Annotated in this window: 15 protein-coding genes; 10 read left to right on the top strand and 5 right to left on the bottom strand. The window is 44.6% G+C overall.

Annotated elements, in window-relative coordinates:
- Positions 1–41: 41 nt before the first annotated feature.
- From A3763_RS06730 to A3763_RS06705, 6 genes are all read left to right on the top strand, one after another.
- Positions 42–1,148: a TRAP transporter substrate-binding protein gene (locus A3763_RS06730; protein ID WP_068512408.1), complete on the top strand. Its 1,107-nt coding sequence runs from the start codon at positions 42–44 to the stop codon at positions 1,146–1,148.
- Between the two features lie 23 nt (positions 1,149–1,171).
- Entirely contained in the window at positions 1,172–1,714 is a 543-nt protein-coding gene (locus tag A3763_RS06725) for a TRAP transporter small permease subunit (RefSeq protein WP_068512411.1), read from the top strand.
- Positions 1,711–2,991: a TRAP transporter large permease subunit gene (locus A3763_RS06720; protein WP_068512414.1), complete on the top strand. Its 1,281-nt coding sequence runs from the start codon at positions 1,711–1,713 to the stop codon at positions 2,989–2,991. The genes A3763_RS06725 and A3763_RS06720 overlap by 4 nt, the downstream gene beginning before the upstream one ends.
- A gap of 118 nt (positions 2,992–3,109) precedes the next feature.
- Positions 3,110–4,219 (top strand): HD-GYP domain-containing protein, encoded by a 1,110-nt coding sequence (locus A3763_RS06715; RefSeq protein WP_068512417.1) that lies wholly within the window; start codon positions 3,110–3,112, stop codon positions 4,217–4,219.
- A 112-nt stretch (positions 4,220–4,331) separates the two neighbouring features.
- Positions 4,332–5,138, top strand: coding sequence for a flagellin (locus tag A3763_RS06710; RefSeq protein WP_068512421.1), 807 nt, complete (start codon positions 4,332–4,334; stop codon positions 5,136–5,138).
- A 162-nt stretch (positions 5,139–5,300) separates the two neighbouring features.
- A complete protein-coding gene (locus tag A3763_RS06705; RefSeq protein ID WP_068512423.1) occupies positions 5,301–5,486 on the top strand; it encodes a PEP-CTERM sorting domain-containing protein in 186 nt (61 codons plus the stop codon).
- A gap of 25 nt (positions 5,487–5,511) precedes the next feature.
- On the opposite strand, the gene A3763_RS06700 is transcribed toward A3763_RS06705, so the two are convergent.
- The gene (locus A3763_RS06700) at positions 5,512–6,636 is read right to left on the bottom strand and encodes an SMP-30/gluconolactonase/LRE family protein (RefSeq protein ID WP_068512425.1); all 1,125 of its coding nucleotides are present in this window, start codon (positions 6,634–6,636) and stop codon (positions 5,512–5,514) included.
- Positions 6,637–6,800: 164 nt separating this feature from the next.
- Between A3763_RS06700 and A3763_RS06695 the strand changes: the two genes are divergently transcribed.
- The gene (locus A3763_RS06695) at positions 6,801–7,082 is read left to right on the top strand and encodes a pyrimidine/purine nucleoside phosphorylase (protein ID WP_068512427.1); all 282 of its coding nucleotides are present in this window, start codon (positions 6,801–6,803) and stop codon (positions 7,080–7,082) included.
- Between the two features lie 411 nt (positions 7,083–7,493).
- A complete protein-coding gene (locus tag A3763_RS06690) occupies positions 7,494–8,075 on the top strand; it encodes a hypothetical protein (RefSeq protein ID WP_068552681.1) in 582 nt (193 codons plus the stop codon).
- 192 nt (positions 8,076–8,267) lie between these two features.
- Here A3763_RS06690 and A3763_RS06685 read toward each other — a convergent pair whose 3' ends face one another.
- From A3763_RS06685 to A3763_RS06675, 3 genes are read right to left on the bottom strand one after another with little or no spacing between them, the layout of a single operon-like run.
- On the bottom strand, positions 8,268–9,551 hold the full coding sequence (locus A3763_RS06685) for a CinA family nicotinamide mononucleotide deamidase-related protein (RefSeq protein WP_068515918.1): 1,284 nt from the start codon (positions 9,549–9,551) through the stop codon (positions 8,268–8,270).
- A gap of 3 nt (positions 9,552–9,554) precedes the next feature.
- A complete protein-coding gene (gene proC / locus A3763_RS06680; RefSeq protein WP_068515922.1) occupies positions 9,555–10,382 on the bottom strand; it encodes a pyrroline-5-carboxylate reductase in 828 nt (275 codons plus the stop codon).
- A gap of 46 nt (positions 10,383–10,428) precedes the next feature.
- Positions 10,429–11,136, bottom strand: coding sequence for a YggS family pyridoxal phosphate-dependent enzyme (locus A3763_RS06675; protein ID WP_068515979.1), 708 nt, complete (start codon positions 11,134–11,136; stop codon positions 10,429–10,431).
- A 139-nt stretch (positions 11,137–11,275) separates the two neighbouring features.
- On the opposite strand from A3763_RS06675, the gene A3763_RS06670 reads away from it, so the two are divergent.
- A complete protein-coding gene (locus tag A3763_RS06670; RefSeq protein WP_068515927.1) occupies positions 11,276–12,310 on the top strand; it encodes a type IV pilus twitching motility protein PilT in 1,035 nt (344 codons plus the stop codon).
- Positions 12,311–12,357: 47 nt separating this feature from the next.
- Positions 12,358–13,494, top strand: coding sequence for a PilT/PilU family type 4a pilus ATPase (locus A3763_RS06665; protein ID WP_068515930.1), 1,137 nt, complete (start codon positions 12,358–12,360; stop codon positions 13,492–13,494).
- 54 nt (positions 13,495–13,548) lie between these two features.
- On the opposite strand, the gene A3763_RS06660 is transcribed toward A3763_RS06665, so the two are convergent.
- Entirely contained in the window at positions 13,549–13,920 is a 372-nt protein-coding gene (locus A3763_RS06660) for a hypothetical protein (RefSeq protein ID WP_068515933.1), read from the bottom strand.
- Positions 13,921–14,022 lie beyond the last annotated feature (102 nt).

Below are 14,022 nucleotides of genomic sequence, written 5' to 3'. Positions count from 1 at the left end.
GTTCTGTTAAATTTCGCGCTCCACTTTCAAAAATAACAAGGATGCCACAAATGTCTCTACGAAAAGTCGTGAGCTTTCTAGCAATCGTCATATCAGTTCAGTTTTTAGTTGCCTGTGATGACAAGGTTGAACACACCCACAAAGTAGAAAAACAAGACTCATACACGCTAAAACTGGCAGAAACCTGGGGGCCTAATTTTCCTATTTTTGGTGACACCTCCAAGAATATGGCATCGATGGTCGAGAAGATGTCGAACGGTCGCTTAAAGGTCGTCATTCACTCTTCAAACAAGCATAAGTCTCCTTTTGGTATCTTCGATATGGTTAAGTCAGGCCAATACGATATGGGCCACTCTGCATCTTACTATTGGAAAGGTAAAGTGCCTGCCACCATGTACTTCACTACCATGCCTTTTGGTATGATCGCCTCCGAACAATATGCATGGTTTTACTACGGCGGTGGCATGGAATTAATGAATGAGCTATATGACCAGTACAATCTCATGTCCTTCCCTGGCGGTAACACAGCTAACCAGATGGGCGGCTGGTTCCAGAAAGAAATTAATACTGTAGAAGACCTGCAAGGATTGAAAATGCGTATTCCTGGCTTCGCGGGTGAAGTCATTGCCAAACTGGGCGCCAAACCTACGAATATTCCCCCAGGCGAGTTATATACCGCACTTGAACGCGGCACCATTGATGCGCTCGAGTGGGTAGGCCCCTCTCTTGACCTGCGCATGGGTTTCCACAAAATTGCACCGTATTACTATACCGGTTGGCATGAGCCCGGTGCTGAACTTCAGTTCCTGGTTAACAAGAAGAAGTTTGAAGGCCTACCGGCAGATCTTCAAGAAATCCTTAAAACAGCTATGAAAGCTTCCTCATACGATATGTATGCGCAAGCTATGCATGAAAGCGCTAAGAACTGGGCAACGATTAGTACCGAATATCCGAATATTCAAGTTAAAACCTTCCCTACTGAAGTACTTGCTGCGATGCGTCAGGCAAATGAAGACCTGCTAGCCGAAAGCGCCTCTAAAGATGAGTTCGCTGCGCGAGTGCTTAAGTCTCAGAAAGAGTATCTGGAAAAAGCACGTGCCTGGACCAATATGTCTGATAAGGCCTATTTAGATAGCACAGCCCCCTAAGATAAGGTCTGCACGTTAATACTATGCAAGTAATTCTAGCCCTGGATACTCTGTTTAAAAGCATTGCGCGTTTATGCGGAGTACTCTCGGCTAGCGCCATGCTCTTACTACTCATCAACGTTTTCTACGATGTGGTCATGCGCTATGGCTTTAATGATGTATCGATCGGTATGCAGGAACTGGAGTGGCATCTCTTCTCTTGCGTGTTTCTACTAGGTATTCCCTATGCGATTCAAGAAAATGCCCATGTCCGCGTGGATATTTTCTATGATCACTGGCAAGACCAGACCAAGGCCTGGATTAACCTCTTAGGTACGCTCATTCTTATCCTTCCCTTCATTATACTTGTGACTCACTTTAGCCTTGGTTTTGCTTATGAGTCTTATCAAATGGGTGAAGGCAGTGGTGACCCGGGCGGCCTACCTCATCGCTGGTTAATCAAGAGCCTGATTCCTTTGTCTTTTATACTGATTGGTTTGGCAAGTTTAAGCATGATCACTCAGGCTCTCCGTGTAATCGTTGGGAAAGAAGCTTACCCAAGAAGCAAAGAGGTCGGCTTGTCATGAGCGGTATCGTCATGTTCGTGGTTGCCCTGCTAATGCTGATGCTGGGCTTTCCCGTCGCCTTTACTTTTGCAGGAGTGGCTCTGGCATTTGGTATTTGGGCAGAGGGTTTTGAGCTGTTTGCTTTTATGCCCTACCGCATACAGAGCATTATGGAAAATACCATTCTGATGGCTATTCCCTTGTTCATTTTTATGGGCGTCATACTCCAGAAAACCAAGCTGGCTGAGCAACTCCTTGAATCGATGGCACAGTTATTCGGCAGACTCAATGGTGGCGTAGCCATTAGCACCATACTCGTCGGCTCTTTGCTCGCCGCCTCAACCGGTGTAGTCGGTGCCAGTGTGGTTGCGATGGGTTTGATATCCCTGCCTTGCATGCTCAAGTATAACTACGATAAACAACTCAGCTGCGGCACCATTTGCGCATCGGGCACCCTTGGTCAAATCGTGCCGCCTTCTATTATTTTAATTATTCTTGGCGATGTACTGGGTTTACCTGTTGGCGACCTGTTTAGAGCCGCTGTTGCGCCGGGGGTTTTGCTGATAGCTCTTTACATTGGCTACATAGTATTTGTAACAAGTCGAAACCCGGCCTTGGCTCCTGCTATGCCTATTTCAGAGGAAGATAAGAGCGAACAAATACGCAAAGCCTTATTAGCCATTATTCCTCCCTTAGCGCTGATTTTTGTTGTACTCGGTTCTATTTTTGCCGGTATTGCTACACCAACGGAAAGTTCAGCATTAGGTGGTATTGGTGCGATATTTCTGGTTCTACTCTACAAGCAGTTTAATTTCCAGATGCTCTGGGATAGCGCTAAGGAAACCGTCAACGTCACAGCAATGGTGTTCGCTATTCTGATCGGTGCCACGGCCTTCTCTATGACCTTCAGCTATTCTGGCGGCGATATGATACTGGAAGAATGGTTGTTGCAACTTCCAGGCGAAAAATGGGGTTTCTTGATTCTCACTATGTTGGTCATTCTGATTCTAGGCTTCTTTATCGACTTTGTTGAAATCTCTTTTATTATCATCCCTGTTCTGGCACCTATCGCAGAAACCCTAGGTATCAGCATGCTTTGGTTTGCAATTCTGATTGCAATGAACCTGCAAACCAGCTTCCTCACCCCTCCCTTTGGCTTTAGTTTGTTCTATTTAAAGGGTGTGGCACCGCCGAGCATCAAAACCAGTGATATCTACCGTGGTGTAATGCCATTTATTGCGATTCAGGTAAGCGTTCTTTTGGTCTTATTGATCAAACCAGAATGGTTCGGACTTTAAGTAGAATCTTATAAGCCAAGCCTAAGTTTGTGAACTAGTCAAAAATTTCGTTTATTTTTCCTCTCATGGTCTATTCTTAAAAGTAGGACTTAATAGCGCTTATCAAAACGGGATTGAAATGATGGTTACCACCTGCCCTCAGTTTACTGAGCTAGACAATGAAATAACGCAAGATTTTGCAGAGTGTTTACAAGAGAATATTGAGCAGATCGAAGCTTGTATCGCATTACTTGATAACTCAAAAGATCCGGAACTTGTTCATCGCCTTTTTAGAGACATTCACTCTCTAAAAGGTAATTGCCGTATGGTATTTCTCGACCCCTTGGTCGAAACAATTCACGCTCTCGAAGAAATCGTCTCTGACATGCGCCAAGGCCAGCGTACCTATCTTCCTATGTACGGCGAATTTATCTTTGCCATCGTTATTCGTATACGGGATATGATCAATACACTGATTAGTGATGGCCAGGTAGAAGGTACGCCTCAGGCGACCATGCTTAAGGTTATCGAAGATGTCAGAGGCTGCACTGCAGGCCAGGACCTGAAAGCACTTGATAAAGCAATGGACCAGCTGGTCGGGGCGAAGAAAAGTAGCACTGAAGAAGAAAAACCCGGCAGTATCGCGCTGAGCCTTGAGCATCAGGACAACCCTGACTTAGCATTTTTTAGAAAGCTTGCCTTACAGCTAGATGACTTAGGCATATACAAACAAGGTAGAACAGATTCCATTCTAGAGTTGTGCTTATCTACCAACAAAGACCTTGAAGAGCCTATCGATACAGACCAATTAACTGCTGCAGTCTATCTTCACGATATCGGCATGTCTTTAGTCTCGCCCGACATACTTAATAAGCCTAGCAAACTAAGCGACCAGGAATTTCGTACTATTCGCGGCCATATAGAGATGGGCTCAGAATTTCTAAGTCGTATGGAAGGTTGGACAGAAGCCGCCACGATGGTTGCTCAACACCATGAGCGATATGATGGTAAAGGCTACCCAAAGAATTTGGCAAACGAACAAATACACCGTGGTGCTATGTTAATCGCTTTGGCGGACACCTTCTATGCAGTAACCAACGAACGTGCAGATAGAAGCTACAAGAAGTCTCTGTTCAGTGCTGTCACACTCATTAATGGCGAAAGTGGCACGCAATTTCACCCTACCTATGTCGAAGCTTTTAACGAAACAGTTAGGCATCATTACGTCACTCGCAAAAATATGACATAAAATAGTACCCTAAACAGTAGCGCTGGTTACCAAGCGTTACTGTTTAATAAATGACCTGCTCGACTTCCCGCGCTATCATTAAAAAATAGCTATCTCGGCGGGAGCAATCATCATGACTATTTCACTCAACGGCGGCATTGGCAGCCCTCAAAGCCTTTCCAGTGCGTCCCAAACTGATAGACAACTGCAGCAGCTCAGTTCAGGAAGCCGGATTAATAGCGCAGCTGATGATGCAGCAGGCGCAGCAATATCTGAACGCTTGAATAGCCAACTAGGTGCTTTTGATGCAGGCATCCGTAACGCCAATGACTCCATTTCCGCAATTCAGGTTGCCGACGGAGCACTGAAAAGCCTTAACGATAACATTGGTCGTATACAAGAGTTGACGATTCAAGCTGGTAACGGTGCGCTATCCACACAAGACCGACAAGCCTTGCAAGAAGAAGCAAATCTCTTGATTGAAGACTCAAATAGCATTCTCGAAAACACTAACTTCAATGGCAAGGCCCTACTCAGTGGTGAACAAGACTTCAATATTCAACTGGATCAACCAGGAAAGAGCATTCAACTCGAAGGCAAAGACTTAGCCAAAGAGATCAAAGAATTAGGCTTTGAAGACGTAGACTTAAGTTCAGCTGAGCAAGCTAGCAAGTCATTAGAAACCTTAAACCAAGCATCTGAGCTAGTACTATCCCGCCAATCAGAACTTGGTGCCGTTAGCAATCGAGTCGAGAGTTCGATCGATAATATCGCCATATCCAAAGTTAATACGGCTGAAGCGAGGAGCCGAATCAGTGACACTGACTATGCTCAGGTGGCCTCAGACCTAGCTGCGAGCCAAATAAGAGATCAGGTACAGATCGCCGTACAAGGACAAGCGAATAGTCAACGTGGCGCTGTGTTACAGCTTTTATCCTAACTTTCAATCGCACTTGAGCTAAATCTGCGCTACACTCGCGCCCGAAATCTAGTGAGGGCTTCATCTATTAGTCACATTCTATAGATAGACTGCCATTCCATCTCACTGAAAGCTCCTTTATATCGTCTCACCAGTAAAGGAAAAATTACTAAGGAAGGTAAAATGAAACATATAAGTCGCGCGGTCGCGCTAGTTCTATTTAGCTTGATCACCATACAAGCTCATGCAAACCCAATAGTTACCGAAATCCCAGAACCAACGACACTATCATTGATAAGTATCGGTTTAATTGGTCTAGGTTTGGCACGTCGTAAAGTTAAAAGCACTGACAAAGCGGGAACTCAGTAGCCTTACATCAAGCTGGAATTCGACGCTATTCTACAGCCACGCTTTGTTTCTCTGCCTCTGCCGGCTTTGCACATCTAAGGGCAAAGGGCTCAAATACAGCACCAAGTAGTAATTGATCTTCATACATACTTGCCACACTCGTGCCTGAAATCAGCTCGCCACTATCATAGTAAATCGACTCGGCCTGCATCTTTTCACCAGACACATCTATTTTAAATGCTTGAGATGGAGAAAGGTGGCTTTCATCATGCATATGAGCCGTAAACTCAAAGACTTTCGGATGACCGGCTGTGAGCAGGTGTTGATCATCCAACCACTCAAGATTATCAACAGCCATGGGGATGTAAACCGTATCAATTAAGTGCCAGGACAGCATATCCTGTCCTTTCATATAGCGAGACACTTGATTCGCTGTGGTTTCAGCTACAAACAGGGTTTTCTGGTCTGCAGACAAAGTCACCCCATTCGTATAACGAAGGCCATCGATCACTGTATGCCCCTGCTCTCCATCAAAATATACCAGCGAAGACAACGCCAGCCCGGCATAGTCCTCTACAATCTCCATCACGCTATGACGCGGGTTGCCATGATCGTTTGATACAAAGAAACGGTCTTTCCCCACAACAGCGATATCATTAGGCGAGATTAACTCTGGAAATGGAATACGTCGGCGTAGCTTTAAGTTACCATCAGGAAGAATGCTAAATACATCAATCTCATGTGTCTGCATATCAAGATGATTTACCGCATAGAGCTCTATCGCCTTTCCCTGAACGCCATCTTGTTGTTCAAAGCGCAGAGCAATTCCATGAGGATGAAAAGCCCCTTTCATTTTGACCATCAACTGCTTTGGTTTCGAGTTTGGATCACTGAGATCCAGAGTCCAAATACCACCGTTTTCATAGGACTTTAAGTCTTTATCCAAAAAAGCCTGGCGACGGTCATCGGCTGAAATATAAGCCAGCTTTTGCACTCGATCGACCGTGATATCCTCTGCTCCAATAGGACCTGCTAGCTTTTCACACTGCCCAAAAGGCTGACTTTCTTCAACACTACGGAAGACCCCTGCATCCTTAGCGATACCCGCGGCGTGAAATATCACCAGTACTAAAATAAGTAGTAAGATTTTTGTTCGAGTCTTCTTAAGCATTTCTTAGATATCCAGTTTTTATTATTACTTATAACGAGCTAGGCAGTTTACCAGTAAAAATCATACTTTGTACTTTCAAAAATGAATACCCTGCCATCGATTATGCGTATAATGCCGCCCATTGATTTGAATTTACGCAAAATAGTAATTACAGGAGAGCTACAATGCTAGAAGTTAACGAATATTTTGATGGCAAGGTTAAATCGATTGCCTTTGAAAGCACTACTCTGCCAGCAACAGTAGGCGTTATGAAAGCAGGTGAATATACCTTCGGTACCAGCCAGAAAGAATACATGACAGTTGTCAGTGGCGAACTAATTGTAAAACTACCAGGCTCAGAAGAATTTGTTTCATTTAAAGACGGAGAGACTTTTACCGTTGAAGCAAATCAGTCCTTCGACCTGCAAGTTCCTACAGATACCGCTTATCTTTGTAAGTACGAATAAACAGAATCTATTTAATAAGCCTCTGTGGTGGATTCGTTTTTGGGGTTTTGGTCTTGAAAGATTAAGCCCCTTAAGCACGGAGCGCTTTGCTGTACAGAGGAATAATGCTTATCTGTATCGGCTCAAACCCGACCTTACAGTTTGAGTTTCAAATCACGACATAGTCAAACAACAGCAAAGTCCGCAAAGCTGTCGCTCGACAGGTTAGTTATGATTAGGATAAAACAGCCAAATTCAGCACCTGAAAGGGACTCTTATCTCAACACATCTTTCCTTCTAGCTTTAATACTTGGCTTAGACTGCATTTCTAATACAAAGCAAAAAGCCATGATTGATGATTGAGTTAATTGCGTATTTAATTACACTCCTCCCTTAAATAAATATAGTCAAAACTAATCATTAGGATCACAGATGATTCGAACTAAGAAAGTAGGTGGTAAGCTTGCGGTCAAAGGAATAGACACTGGCAGAGCACTATTTGGAGTTGTTGCAATACCTGTTTTTTTTGTCTTGTATTTACTCACATTTGTTTTAATAGAGCAAAATCAGCTAGTTGGCGATAATATAGAATTTTCCTTGATAGTTGTTCTACTACTTATGGTTGTAGCTTTTTTTCTATCACTTCATAGCTACAGAAGGTCAGCAGGACTAATATTCCTTTTCAATAAGAGCAATGGAATTGTTGAAGTTTTTAGACATAAAGGATTAGTCTCTAAGTATTCACTAGGAAGAAATGTGAAATTAAAGCTTCAACGCGCACAGGGCATAGTGAGGAGAATTGATGGAGGGAGTGAAAGGCTACTTACGTACCACGCTGTATTAATTGGTAGCAAGGGTGAAGTATGGATCGGTGCTTCGGCTTTCACACAGAGAGGGCTATTAAAAAAAGTTAGAGTCATCTGTGACTATTTCGACGCCGAACATGAAGTATCAAAAGACATACTAAATAGTTATGAATCTAGTATAAAATATCAGCAACTACGTAATAAATAATGAATCTGCGCCACATTGTTTATGGCAATCGGGCCAAACGTGAAACAAGCTCGTAGGTCTGCCTTTGGCACTTTGCTGACAAAGTTTAGGCAGGGTATTTGTAGGCTCTAGTCGAAACCGCTATTTCATTGCGTGCCGACTTTTACAGCTTATCTATAGCATGGTCTCAATTCAGCTTAAGTAAGCGCTACTCTACTCTGACCCCGGCTTTTTTCTGGCACGAAAATATTCCGGTTCTTCACTTGAATCAATCAATTCTCGCCGGACCAAATCCAGAGCTAAGGCTGAAACTAGTTCCTGAAAAAACACCCTGCTACCCGGAAAGTAGAATTCACGTGCTTTGATATTGTTCTTTGCACCCCAAGCGACCCAAACAGTACCAACTGGCTTTTCTTCGGTACCGCCATTTGGACCAGCGATGCCTGATACCGACACTCCTATGTCTGCACCACTTAATTCGAGCACACCCGCCAGCATCTCTCTGACAACAGGCTCGCTCACAGCACCATACTTATCCAAAGAGTCTTGCGACACGCCAAGTACTCGATGTTTAATCTCATTGGAATAAGAGACAACACCCGCTTCAAACACTGCCGATGCGCCGCTAATCTCTGTCACTAAAGAAGCTATCTTGCCGCCCGTACAAGACTCGGCAAAGGTAAGCGTTTTACTTTCGGCATTAAGCTTATCTACGACAACGTGAGCAATAGAGCGTTGATCCTTAGTGACAATATGATCACCAAGCAATGCTTCTATCTTCTTGCCCCATTCACCTAAAGTAGCATGATGTTCTAGCCTATCAACCTTCAGTTTCAGTTCTATTAGAGGTAGAGAGGCTCGAAAGCCTATCTCAATGCAAGCAGGCAAATCCGGAAAGGTCTGAGCCAGCACCTGCTGAAGTTTTGATTCACCATAACCAAAAACGCGGTAGCGAAGGCGCTTCACCTCAATATCACTCGGTAAAGTAACCTTTAGACTCGGTAAGATCTCCTCACGCAGCATCAGCTCAAGTTCTTTCGGTACACCCGGAGTACAATAAATCTGACAATCATTATGAGGCGCCCAAAAACCCACTGCAGAACCGATACTATTTGCCAGCAAAGCAATCCCTTCGGGCAGCATCGCCTGCTTTTTGTTGGCATCACTTAAATGGTAGTTGCGTTGCTGACACCAAGAGCTCAGGTGTGCCAGAGCTTGCTCGTGCTGCTTGATTGGCTTGCCTAGAACTTTAGCCAGAGCTTCTGCCGTCATGTCATCTGTTGTCGGCCCTAAGCCACCGTTAACAATCAGAACATCAAAGTGCTGACTTAAGCGCTCTATTTCTGAAACCAATAGGTCTAGTTCATCAGGAACGGTCGCCTTGTAAGCCACCTGAATACCTTGATCAAGACAGTATTCAGCGATCATCGCCGAATTACTATCAACAATATCACCGGTCATCAACTCGGAACCTGTCAGCAGCAATGCAATCTTCATAGTTTAAGCCTTCAGCTCTTCTGCCAAGCTTACTGATCGATCTGCTGCGGCCTGCATTGCCTCATCGACAATTTCAAGCAAGCCCTTCTCTTCGAAAGTATGAATCGCTCGCTCTGTTGTTCCGCCGGGAGACATCACATTGCGCTTTAGCTGGGCTGGTGCCACATCACCACTAAGCACCATTTCAGCGGCACCCGCTACGGTTTGTGCTGCCAGCTTTCGAGCCGTATCTGCAGAGAGCCCTTGTTTTATCGCGGCTGCTTCCATCGCTTCGATCATCAAAAAGATATACGCTGGCCCTGAACCTGACAAGGCCGTCACTGAGTGAATCAAGCTTTCCTGATCTACCCATTCAACCAAGCCAATTGCCTGAAACAATTCATCTGACAAGTTCTTTTGTTCATCGCTTACATTCGCATTCGCGATCAAGCCGCTCGCACCCTTGAGTACCTGGGCTGGGGTATTCGGCATGCATCTCACCAATGCCTGCTCAGAGCCCAACCACTGTGCCAGCAGGTCCAAACCAATGCCTGCCGCAATAGAGATGATTAGAGGACGATGACTAAGGCTGCCTTTCAATGACTCACATACTGAATGCAGTACCTGAGGCTTTACACTGAGCACGACAATATCTGCAGTGCTAACAGCGCGAGCATTGTCCTCATCCACCTCGACCTCCCATGTGTTCTGCATCGCTTCCCGATGTTCAAGGTTTGGTGCAGTTGCTACAATATTGCTTGCGTTTAAACCTTTCTTTACTAGGCCACCAACAATGGCGTGTGCCATGTTACCTGCGCCAATAAAGCAGATCTTTTGTTCATTCAAGTTCATTGTTAGTTCACTTCCTGTTCAAAAATTCAAAAACTGTTTCCAAGCTCTAGCGTTCGCCAAACAAAGCGGTCCCAACTCTGACCATCGTTGAGCCACAGGCAATGGCCTGTTCCATATCACCAGACATTCCCATCGAGAGAGTATCGACACTCGAATAGCTTTCTTGCAGATCATTAAATGCCGACTTCATCTTCGTAAACGCGGTGCTCAAACTCTCTTCACTTTGATTTGCTTGAGGTATGCACATTAAGCCGCGTAGCTTCAAACGAGGCATATCTTCTAGTGCTCGACAAAGCTCAGGCAAATCACTCAACAATATGCCCGATTTAGTCTCTTCTTCATCAATATTCACCTGAATACAAATATTCAGTGGCGATAAAGTGTCCGGGCGCTGATCATTTAAACGCTGTGCTATTTTTATGCGATCAACACTATGCACCCAAGTAAAGCTTTCAGCAATCGGCCGCGTTTTATTCGACTGAATCGGGCCAATAAAGTGCCAGACGATATCTTCGGCATTGCCTTCTTTCGTCAATAAAGCCTTGACCGCTATCTGCTTTTCAAGCGCTTCATTAAGATAGTTCTCGCCAAATATTTTCTGCCCTTGCTTAAATAACTCAAAGACTGCTTCAGCAGGCTTCTTTTTCGACACCGCCAGGAGCTGCACGGAGTTTTCTGCTAGGCCGGCATCAATTGTGGCTTTTTGTATCCTTTTTCTTACGTTCTGGAGCTTGTCTGCTATGCTGAAGTTCATAATATAAGTTTGCGTGGCGTGTCTTAAAGTCGACATGCATTTGAGCAAAAACAACCTGTATTAACAAGCTTTATCCTTCTGGATCAGCTTTCTCATTTAAAAATCTAAGATACAAAGTTATAGGCTTTAGAGGACGACCATGGATATTACTGAACTGCTGGCATTCTCCGCCAAACAAGGCGCTTCCGATTTACATTTATCTGCCGGACTACCGCCAATGATCCGTGTTGACGGTGATGTTCGCCGTATCAACCTGCCAGCGATGGAGCACAAAGAAGTTCATTCCCTGATTTATGACATCATGAATGACAAGCAACGAAAAGACTTTGAAGAATTCTTGGAGACTGACTTCTCGTTCGAAGTACCCGGTGTTGCTCGCTTCCGTGTAAACGCCTTTAACCAGAACCGCGGTGCTGGCGCGGTATTCCGTACTATTCCTTCGAAAGTACTCACCATGGAAGACCTGGGAATGAGCCAGGTTTTCAAAGATATTGCTGAAGTCCCACGCGGCTTGGTTCTGGTAACAGGGCCAACCGGTTCTGGTAAGTCAACCACATTGGCCGCCATGATCGACTATATCAATGACAACCGCTACGACCACATTCTAACGATTGAAGACCCGATCGAATTTGTTCATGAAAGTAAAAAGTGCTTAATGAACCAACGTGAAGTTCATCGGGACACCTTGGGCTTTAACGAAGCGCTACGTTCAGCGCTTCGTGAAGACCCCGATATTATTCTGGTTGGTGAGCTTCGTGACCTTGAAACCATCCGTTTGGCACTGACCGCAGCAGAAACGGGTCACTTGGTATTTGGCACCTTGCACACCACCTCAGCAGCTAAAACGATTGACCGTGTCGTCGACGTATTCCCTGCAGAAGAAAAAGCGATGGTTCGATCAATGCTTTCCGAGTCTTTACAGGCTGTTATTTCTCAGACCTTGTTGAAAAAGACCAATGGTGGCCGAGTTGCTGCACATGAAATTATGATCGGCTCCCCTGCAATTCGTAACCTGATTCGTGAGGATAAGGTCGCCCAGATGTACAGTGCGATCCAAACGGGCGCTTCAATCGGTATGCAAACACTCGACCAGTGCTTGCAGAACCTACTAAGCAAGGGCTTTATCACTCGTGATACAGCAAGAGAAAAAGCCAAGATCCCTGAGAATTTCTAACTTAGGCCGCGTTATGAACAAAGATAAAATGATTCAGGATATGTAACATGGATTTTGAAAAACTCTTAAAAGTCATGGTCGAAAAAGGTGGCTCTGACTTATTTATTACTGTTGGTGTCGCACCGAGCATCAAAATCCACGGCAAGCTCGTCCCTGTTACCAAGCACGCACTCACGCCCGAGCAATGTCGTGAGATTGTATTTGATGTCATGTCAGAGAAACAACGTGACGAGTTCACTGAGAAAAGCGAATGTAACTTTGCTATCAGTGCCCGTGGCATTGGCCGCTTTCGTGTAAGTGCCTTCATGCAAAGAAACTTGTGCGGTATGGTGCTGCGTCGAATCGAAACTAACATTCCACGCATTGAAGATTTGGGTCTACCTACAACCATCAATCAGTTAGCAATGACAAAACGTGGCCTGATTATTTTTGTCGGTGCAACGGGCACGGGTAAGTCAACTTCTCTCGCAGCAATGATCGGGCACCGAAATAGAAATAGTAAAGGTCATATTATTTCTATCGAAGACCCTATTGAATATATCCATCAACACCAGAACTGTATTGTCACCCAGCGTGAAGTCGGTATTGACACAGAAACCTTTGAAATTGCCCTTAAGAACACCTTGAGGCAGGCACCAGACGTTATCATGATTGGTGAGATTCGTAGTAAGGAGACGATGGATTACGCGGTCACCTTTGCCGAGACTGGACACCTATGCTTGGCAACACTACACGCTAATAACGCTAACCAAGCACTCGACCGGATCATTAACTTTTTCCCGCCTGAACAGCAAAACCAGATATGGATGGATTTATCCCTAAACCTAAAGGCAATTGTTGCCCAGCAATTGATTCCAACGCCCGATGGTAAAGGCCGCCGAGCCTGTATCGAAGTGCTACTCAACACGCCTTTATGTGCAGACCTCATCCGCAAAAAAGAAATTCATAAGTTGAAGGAAATAATGACCAAATCGCGAGATATTGGTATGCAGACCTTTGATCAGGCCCTGTACGACCTGTATTCAGCTGGAGATGTTACTTATGAAGATGCGCTCGCCTATGCAGATTCAGCGAACGATTTACGTTTGATGATAAAGCTGGGGGCAGACGCCTCATCGCCTAACCAACTATCAGCAACAACTGATCGTCTTAGTATTCAGGATGATGGAGACATTGGTTTTTAGAAGAGATCTATAGGTAATCTGGCCAGCATGCCTGGCCAGATTATAACTAAGTAATTACTTAGCCATTCCTTCTTTCTGCGCTAGCTCGTCTTTGCCCAAGCCATGCTTGTAAAAGTACAATGTTTCCTGTTTGTTAAGCGTTTTTGCATCGATATAGGCTTGAGGAGCACCCCACACCACTGAAACCGGCCATAATAGCAAGTTACCAATAAATGCGCCCCACTGCTCCAAGTAAACATTACCAAAACCAGGTAGAATATTCAGAGCAGCCGCTAAGCCTGGATTATTCTCTTCGATCGGCTCAAGACTAGCCAATTCAAGGCGACGCTCGATTTCCATATATTCGTGCTTTTCACTTGTTCTCATGCTTACACAGCCAGACAACAAGGTAACTACCAACAATGCTACTACAACATGCAATTTCATATCTTAATATCCTTAATTTACATTATATTTTTACGCTTATAAAAAGCAGGGACATTATAGTCTAATAGTATAAATATAAAACAGCGCTATTTACTGAGTTCT

It is taken from the genome of Oleiphilus sp. HI0128, from assembly GCF_001635365.1.
This window is presented reverse-complemented; position numbering and strand designations above follow the sequence as displayed.

What these genes read in the sequence shown, in the direction of transcription:
- A3763_RS06700 (WP_068512425.1), bottom strand. Translation starts at nt 6,636, where the DNA reads ATGCTTAAGAAGACTCGAACAAAAATCTTACTACTTATTTTAGTACTG.
- A3763_RS06730 (WP_068512408.1), top strand. Translation starts at nt 42, where the DNA reads ATGCCACAAATGTCTCTACGAAAAGTCGTGAGCTTTCTAGCAATCGTC.
- A3763_RS06725 (WP_068512411.1), top strand. Translation starts at nt 1,172, where the DNA reads ATGCAAGTAATTCTAGCCCTGGATACTCTGTTTAAAAGCATTGCGCGT.
- A3763_RS06695 (WP_068512427.1), top strand. Translation starts at nt 6,801, where the DNA reads ATGCTAGAAGTTAACGAATATTTTGATGGCAAGGTTAAATCGATTGCC.
- A3763_RS06670 (WP_068515927.1), top strand. Translation starts at nt 11,276, where the DNA reads ATGGATATTACTGAACTGCTGGCATTCTCCGCCAAACAAGGCGCTTCC.
- proC (WP_068515922.1), bottom strand. Translation starts at nt 10,382, where the DNA reads ATGAACTTGAATGAACAAAAGATCTGCTTTATTGGCGCAGGTAACATG.
- A3763_RS06675 (WP_068515979.1), bottom strand. Translation starts at nt 11,136, where the DNA reads ATGAACTTCAGCATAGCAGACAAGCTCCAGAACGTAAGAAAAAGGATA.
- A3763_RS06690 (WP_068552681.1), top strand. Translation starts at nt 7,494, where the DNA reads ATGATTCGAACTAAGAAAGTAGGTGGTAAGCTTGCGGTCAAAGGAATA.
- A3763_RS06660 (WP_068515933.1), bottom strand. Translation starts at nt 13,920, where the DNA reads ATGAAATTGCATGTTGTAGTAGCATTGTTGGTAGTTACCTTGTTGTCT.
- A3763_RS06705 (WP_068512423.1), top strand. Translation starts at nt 5,301, where the DNA reads ATGAAACATATAAGTCGCGCGGTCGCGCTAGTTCTATTTAGCTTGATC.
- A3763_RS06665 (WP_068515930.1), top strand. Translation starts at nt 12,358, where the DNA reads ATGGATTTTGAAAAACTCTTAAAAGTCATGGTCGAAAAAGGTGGCTCT.
- A3763_RS06710 (WP_068512421.1), top strand. Translation starts at nt 4,332, where the DNA reads ATGACTATTTCACTCAACGGCGGCATTGGCAGCCCTCAAAGCCTTTCC.
- A3763_RS06685 (WP_068515918.1), bottom strand. Translation starts at nt 9,551, where the DNA reads ATGAAGATTGCATTGCTGCTGACAGGTTCCGAGTTGATGACCGGTGAT.
- A3763_RS06720 (WP_068512414.1), top strand. Translation starts at nt 1,711, where the DNA reads ATGAGCGGTATCGTCATGTTCGTGGTTGCCCTGCTAATGCTGATGCTG.
- A3763_RS06715 (WP_068512417.1), top strand. Translation starts at nt 3,110, where the DNA reads ATGATGGTTACCACCTGCCCTCAGTTTACTGAGCTAGACAATGAAATA.